The organism is Rhizobacter sp. (genome assembly GCF_031412075.1).
Taxonomy (GTDB): domain Bacteria; phylum Pseudomonadota; class Gammaproteobacteria; order Burkholderiales; family Burkholderiaceae_C; genus Rhizobacter.
Genome location: NZ_JANOCG010000014.1, coordinates 1 through 5064, shown reverse-complemented (window position 1 = coordinate 5064; position 5064 = coordinate 1). Strand labels below are relative to the sequence as shown.

Annotated in this window: 6 protein-coding genes; 3 read left to right on the top strand and 3 right to left on the bottom strand. The window is 66.6% G+C overall.

Annotation, left to right across the window (positions count from 1 at the left end; all coding sequences use genetic code 11):
- Positions 1–596, top strand: a 596-nt coding sequence (locus RMO40_RS00435) for a LysR substrate-binding domain-containing protein (RefSeq protein ID WP_309714870.1), incomplete at its 5' end; no start/stop codon positions are given.
- Here the strand turns inward: RMO40_RS00435 and RMO40_RS00430 are convergent.
- Positions 563–1069, bottom strand: coding sequence for a redoxin family protein (locus tag RMO40_RS00430; protein WP_309714869.1), 507 nt, complete (start codon positions 1067–1069; stop codon positions 563–565). The two genes, RMO40_RS00435 and RMO40_RS00430, sit on opposite strands and share 34 nt — an antisense overlap.
- A gap of 12 nt (positions 1070–1081) precedes the next feature.
- Between RMO40_RS00430 and RMO40_RS00425 the strand changes: the two genes are divergently transcribed.
- On the top strand, positions 1082–1768 hold the full coding sequence (locus RMO40_RS00425) for a DUF4197 family protein (RefSeq protein ID WP_309714868.1): 687 nt from the start codon (positions 1082–1084) through the stop codon (positions 1766–1768).
- A gap of 1 nt (position 1769) precedes the next feature.
- On the opposite strand, the gene RMO40_RS00420 is transcribed toward RMO40_RS00425, so the two are convergent.
- On the bottom strand, positions 1770–2921 hold the full coding sequence (locus RMO40_RS00420) for a hypothetical protein (RefSeq protein WP_309714867.1): 1152 nt from the start codon (positions 2919–2921) through the stop codon (positions 1770–1772).
- A 136-nt stretch (positions 2922–3057) separates the two neighbouring features.
- Positions 3058–4323 carry a CoA transferase gene (locus RMO40_RS00415; RefSeq protein WP_309714866.1) on the bottom strand — a complete coding sequence of 422 codons (1266 nt, stop codon included), beginning with the start codon at positions 4321–4323 and terminating at the stop codon, positions 3058–3060.
- A 37-nt stretch (positions 4324–4360) separates the two neighbouring features.
- Here RMO40_RS00415 and RMO40_RS00410 point away from each other — a divergent pair, with 37 nt between their 5' ends.
- Positions 4361–4897, top strand: coding sequence for a hypothetical protein (locus RMO40_RS00410; RefSeq protein WP_309714864.1), 537 nt, complete (start codon positions 4361–4363; stop codon positions 4895–4897).
- The last annotated feature ends 167 nt before the right edge of the window (positions 4898–5064 follow it).

Genomic DNA, 5064 nt, shown 5'->3' with positions numbered 1-5064 from the left:
GCATCGAGCACCCCGAGCTGGAGCTGGAGCTGTCGGTCGAAACCACGCCGGTGCTGACCGAGCTGATGCGCCGCGGCACGCTCGACCTGGTGTTCGCCGCCTTGCCTGCTTCGCACGAGAGTGTGAGAACGCGCCCCTTGCCGCCCATGGAGATGGCCTTCGTGGGCAACGCGCAGATCCACAAGCGCCGCCGCTACACGCTGGCGCAGCTGGCCGAGTACGACCTGCTGACCTTCCAGCGGGGCTCGCAGCCGCACGTGGCCCTGATGGACCTGTTTCGCCAGACGGGCGTGCTGCCCAAGCGCGTGCACACGATCTCGTCGATCTCGGCCATGACGCAGTTGGTGGTCAACGGCTTTGGCATTGCCACGCTGCCGCGCATTGCGGTGCAGCGCCTGCTGCAGTACAGCGAGCTGGCCCTGTTGCGCTGCGACCAGGCGCTGCAACCGCTGCCGGTGTTTGCGAGCTATCGGGCCGACCCGCTGTCGAGCACGGCCGAGACGGTGCTCAATTCGGTGTTTGCCTTTCTCGACCGTGAGGGCAAGCGCCGAACCGCAAGAACTCAGGCCTCGGTCAGCAAGGCCTCGATCAACTGATTCATCGCCGCAAAGTCGGGCTCGCCGACGTAGCGTTTGACGATTTCGCCGCGTTTGTTGATCAGCACCGTGGTGGGCGTGAGCTTCACGTCGCCGAAGCTGCGCGCCACCGCGCCGGTGTTGTCGATCACCACGGTGAAGGGCAGGCGGCGTGATTCGGTGAAATGCACCACCGAGGCGGGTGGGTCGTAGCTCATCGCCACCGCGAGCGTCTCGAAACCGCGGGTGCTGAACTTCTGGTGCGTGGCGACCAGTTGCGGCATTTCCTTGACGCAGGTGGTGCAGCTGGTGGCCCAGAAGTTCACCAGCACCACCTTGCCCTGCAGCTGGCTGATGCGCGCGGGCGTGCCGTCCATGCGCGTGAAGGTGGCATCGGGCGCCATCTCAACGCGGCTTGAAAAATACGAGAGCGCGGCAGTGGCGGCGATTGCCAAAACAACGAGGCCGACGGCAAGATGGCGGGTCAACTTCATCAGGATGTACTCATGCAGCGCAGAAAGATTATGTCAGTCGCCCTCGCAAGCCTGGGCTTGGGTGCCTGGGGGCGTGCTTCGGCGGCTGGCTTGAGCGAGACCGATGCCGCCTCGGGCATCCGCGTTGCCTTGGAGCGCGGCGCCACGGTGGCGGTGGGCCTGCTGGGCAAGACCGATGGATTCCTCGGCAACCCGAAGGTTCGCATTCCCTTGCCGAGTTTTCTCGACGATGCGGTCAAGCTGCTCAAGGTCACCGGCCAGCAAAAGCGCATTGATGCGCTGGAAACGGCGATGAACCGCGCCGCTGAGGCGGCCGTGCCCGAAGCCAAGGCGCTGCTGGTCGCCGCCGTGAAGGGCATGAGCGTGGAAGACGCCCGGCAGGTGATCACCGGTGGCGACGATTCGGTGACCCAGTTTTTTGCCAACAAGACCCGCGACCCGCTGGGCGTGAAGTTTTTGCCCATCGTGACCAAGGCAACCGAAAGGGTGTCGCTGGTCGACAAATACAACTCGGTGGCGAAGCGGGCCGCCAAACTGGGTCTGCTCAAACAGCAAGATGCCAGCATCCAGGCCTATGTGACCGAGAAGGCGCTCGACGGGCTGTATTTGATGATCGGTGAAGAGGAGAAGAAGATTCGCGCCAACCCGGTGGCCACCGGCAGCGCGATCCTCAGGAAGGTGTTCGGCAGTCTGAAATAGGTCAGACGGTTTTCGCCAGCTCGAACATCAGCGCCGAGGGCAGCGACGTGAGGATCGCGTCGCGCCCCACACGCGCCATGCTCAAGCCGCCAAAGCCCGAGATCTCGAAGGTGTTGCCCTCTTCGATGATCTCGATGAACACCACCTCGGCGCCGTCGGCGTCGACCTCACCGCGCAGCTCGTTGAAACGGTCGCCACGCAGCACCGACTCGATGATGATCGCGTGCGGCAGGCCGCCACGGCAGAACTCGCGCGCTTCGTCGACCGAGTTCACGAAGTCGACGATCAGGCCCATGTTGCGGATGGCGTCTCGCACCTGCACACGCACGTCGCGCCGCGAGGCCACCACCAGCACCTGGCTGCCCGAGAGCGGCTTGGCGTGCAGCGAGTTCGAGAAGCCCTGGTCGAGCTCAATGGCGCTCACCCCTTCGAGCTGGTCGCTCACGGTGCGCGGGAATTCGAAGGTCAGGTGCACCTCGGCGCCATCGATCTTGCGTTCGATGGGCAGCCCCATGGTCCAGGCGGTTTGTTGCACCAGGCGCCAGGTCATGGAGTCGAGCACGGCCTGCAGCGCGGGCTCGTCGGCGGCTTCGGTGTGCTGGTCCGCCGGGCGATAGGCAAACTTGGTCGCCAGGCGCGCGTGGGTGGGCCAGGTCTTCACGTCGATGCGGAATTCGATGCCTGAGCGGGCGTGTTCCATGCTCCAGCTGAGCAAGGTGTTGAGCAGGCTGAACAGCAGCGAGGCGTCCACCACCACCTCGACCGGGCGCAGCACCTGCTTGATGTGGATGCCGCGCGCCTGGGTTTCGCGGTTGCGCTCGGTCAGCACGTCTTTCAGCGTTTCGGTGAGCGGCAGGCGCTCGTGGGTCTGGCGCAGCCGGCCCGACGCCAGGCGGGCGATCTGTTGGCCCGACATGCTGACCTGGCGGGCCCGCTGGATCTCGTCGCCCAAGGCACGCAGGCTGGAACGGTCGATGCGGCCGGTGGTGACCAGGGTTTGCACACGGTCCAGCGCGGCGGTCAGCGGGCCGGCGATCTCGGCGCTCATTTCGCTGACGACGTCACGCCAGTGGTCGGGCTCGACGGGCGCTTCTTCTTGGGGGGCTGGTGCCACCGCAACGGGCGCGCGGTGCATCAAGTCGGTCATGTCCATGGGGGCCTCAAGCAAACAGATTTCGTCACAAAGGTGCCAAAACTTGTCGCCAGTGTCCCTTGACTTGGGCGCGCTGTGGCAAGGCAAGCTCGCTCCTCCCCCGGACTTGGGGGGCCGTTTCCACGGGGGCGGAGGTCTAAATGGCCGCTGTTTTACGTAGGGCGGCCAGCTCGGCGGCGCTCCAGCCCAGCTCGCGCAACACCTCCTCGGTGTGTTCGCCCAGGAGCGGCGGCGGGCGGCGGTACTGAACCGGCGTCGCCGACAGTTTCATCGGGCTGGAGACCAGTTGTAATGTGTCGGTCAGTGGGTGCGCCATCGAAACAGTCATGTCGCGCGCCTGCACATGCGGGTCGGCAAACACCTCGGCGAGGTTGTTGATGGCGCCGCAGGGCACCTTGGCGGCTTCGAGGGCGGGCAGCCAGTCATACTTTTTGCGGCTCTTCAATATGTCAGCCAGCAAAGGCACCAGGCTGGCACGGTGGCGCACCCGGTCGGCGTTCTTAATGAAGCGCGGGTCTTGCGCCAGGTCGGGGCGGCCGGCCACGCCGCAGAACTTGGCGAACTGGCTGTCATTGCCCACGGCCAGAATCAAGTGGCCGTCGGAGGTCTCGAACACCTGATACGGCACGATGTTCTGGTGCGCATTGCCGATGCGCCCGGGCGCCACGCCGGTCGCGAGGTAGTTGGCGCCCAGGTTGGCGAGCATCGCGACCTGGGTGTCGAGCAAGGCCATGTCGACGGCTTGGCCCTCGCCGGTGGCGTCGCGGTGGCGCAGCGCGGCCAGGATGGCGACCGTGGCGTACATGCCGGTGAACAGGTCGGCCACCGCCACGCCCACTTTTTGCGGGCCGCCGCCGGGCAGGTCATCGCGCTCGCCGGTCACGCTCATCAGGCCGCCCATGCCTTGAATGGCGTAGTCGTAGCCCGCGCGCTCGCGGTAAGGGCCGGTCTGGCCGAAGCCGGTGACCGAGCAATAGACCAGGCGCGGGTAGAGCGTGCGCAGCGAAGCGGCATCGAGCCCGTAGCGGGCCATGTCGCCCACCTTGAAGTTTTCGATGAACACGTCGCACTGGCCAGCCAGGCGGCGGATCAGCGCCTGGCCTTCGGGCTGGGCGATGTCGACCGTGATCGAGCGCTTGTTGCGGTTGGTGCCGAGGTAGTAGGCCGCTTCGGCGGTGTCGTGGCCGTCGCGGTCTTTGAGGAAGGGCGGGCCCCAGCCGCGGGTGTCGTCGCCGCCCACTCCGTCTTTCATGGGCCGTTCTATCTTGATGACGTCGGCCCCCAGGTCGGCCAATGTCTGGGTGCACCAGGGACCGGCCAGCACCCGCGACAGATCAAGGACGCGCACGCCGGCCAGCGGCTGCGGGGTGGTGGCGGGGCTGGGAGTGGGAAGTGCGCTCATCCAAAGATTGTCATGCAGCCCACCCGATAATGCCGCGATGCTCTGGAACCTTGCCCGTGGCGGCCGCTTGGCCGCGTTGACACTGCTTGCGCTGCTGTGCTCGTGCTCACCCACACTCGACTGGCGCGAGGTGCGCCCCGAGGGCAGCGGCGCGGTCGCGAGGTTCCCCTGCAAGCCATCGGCCGACGCCCGCATGGTGACGCTCGATGGCGCGCGGGTGCGCATGGTGCTGGCGGCCTGCCGCGCTGGCGACGCGACGTGGGCGCTGGCCTTTGCCGACGTGGCCGACCCGGCGCGCGTGACGGCCTCGCTCGCCTCGCTGCGCAGTGCCTCGGTGGCCAACCTGGGCGCACCGGCGCTGTCGCTGGGCCCGATGAACGTTCCCGGCATGACCCCCAACCCGCAGGCCGAGCGGGTGCGTGTGCAGGGCAGGCTGCCCGACGGGGCCGTGGTCACGCTGGAAAGTGGGTTTTTCGTTCGGGGTACCTGGGTCTTTCAGGCCACGGTGATGGGTGTGCAACCCAACGGCGAGGCCGTGGCCAGCTTTTTTGAGAGCCTGAAGCTGCCCTCATGAGCGCGCCGGGCCGCCCCAAGGGCGAATGCCGGAGTGCGCAGCACGAAGGTACTCCAGTGACCCTGCTGCCCCGCACCGCGGTGCTCATGTTTCTGAGCTTCGCGTTTGCCTACTTCCCGTCGGCCCTGGTGCGGGGCGTGGTCGCCACCCTGGCGCCAGCCTTCAGC

Coding starts and splice junctions, on each gene's coding strand:
- RMO40_RS00430 (WP_309714869.1), bottom strand. CDS start 1,069: ATGAAGTTGACCCGCCATCTTGCCGTCGGCCTCGTTGTTTTGGCAATC.
- RMO40_RS00425 (WP_309714868.1), top strand. CDS start 1,082: ATGCAGCGCAGAAAGATTATGTCAGTCGCCCTCGCAAGCCTGGGCTTG.
- RMO40_RS00415 (WP_309714866.1), bottom strand. CDS start 4,323: ATGAGCGCACTTCCCACTCCCAGCCCCGCCACCACCCCGCAGCCGCTG.
- RMO40_RS00410 (WP_309714864.1), top strand. CDS start 4,361: ATGCTCTGGAACCTTGCCCGTGGCGGCCGCTTGGCCGCGTTGACACTG.
- RMO40_RS00420 (WP_309714867.1), bottom strand. CDS start 2,921: ATGGACATGACCGACTTGATGCACCGCGCGCCCGTTGCGGTGGCACCA.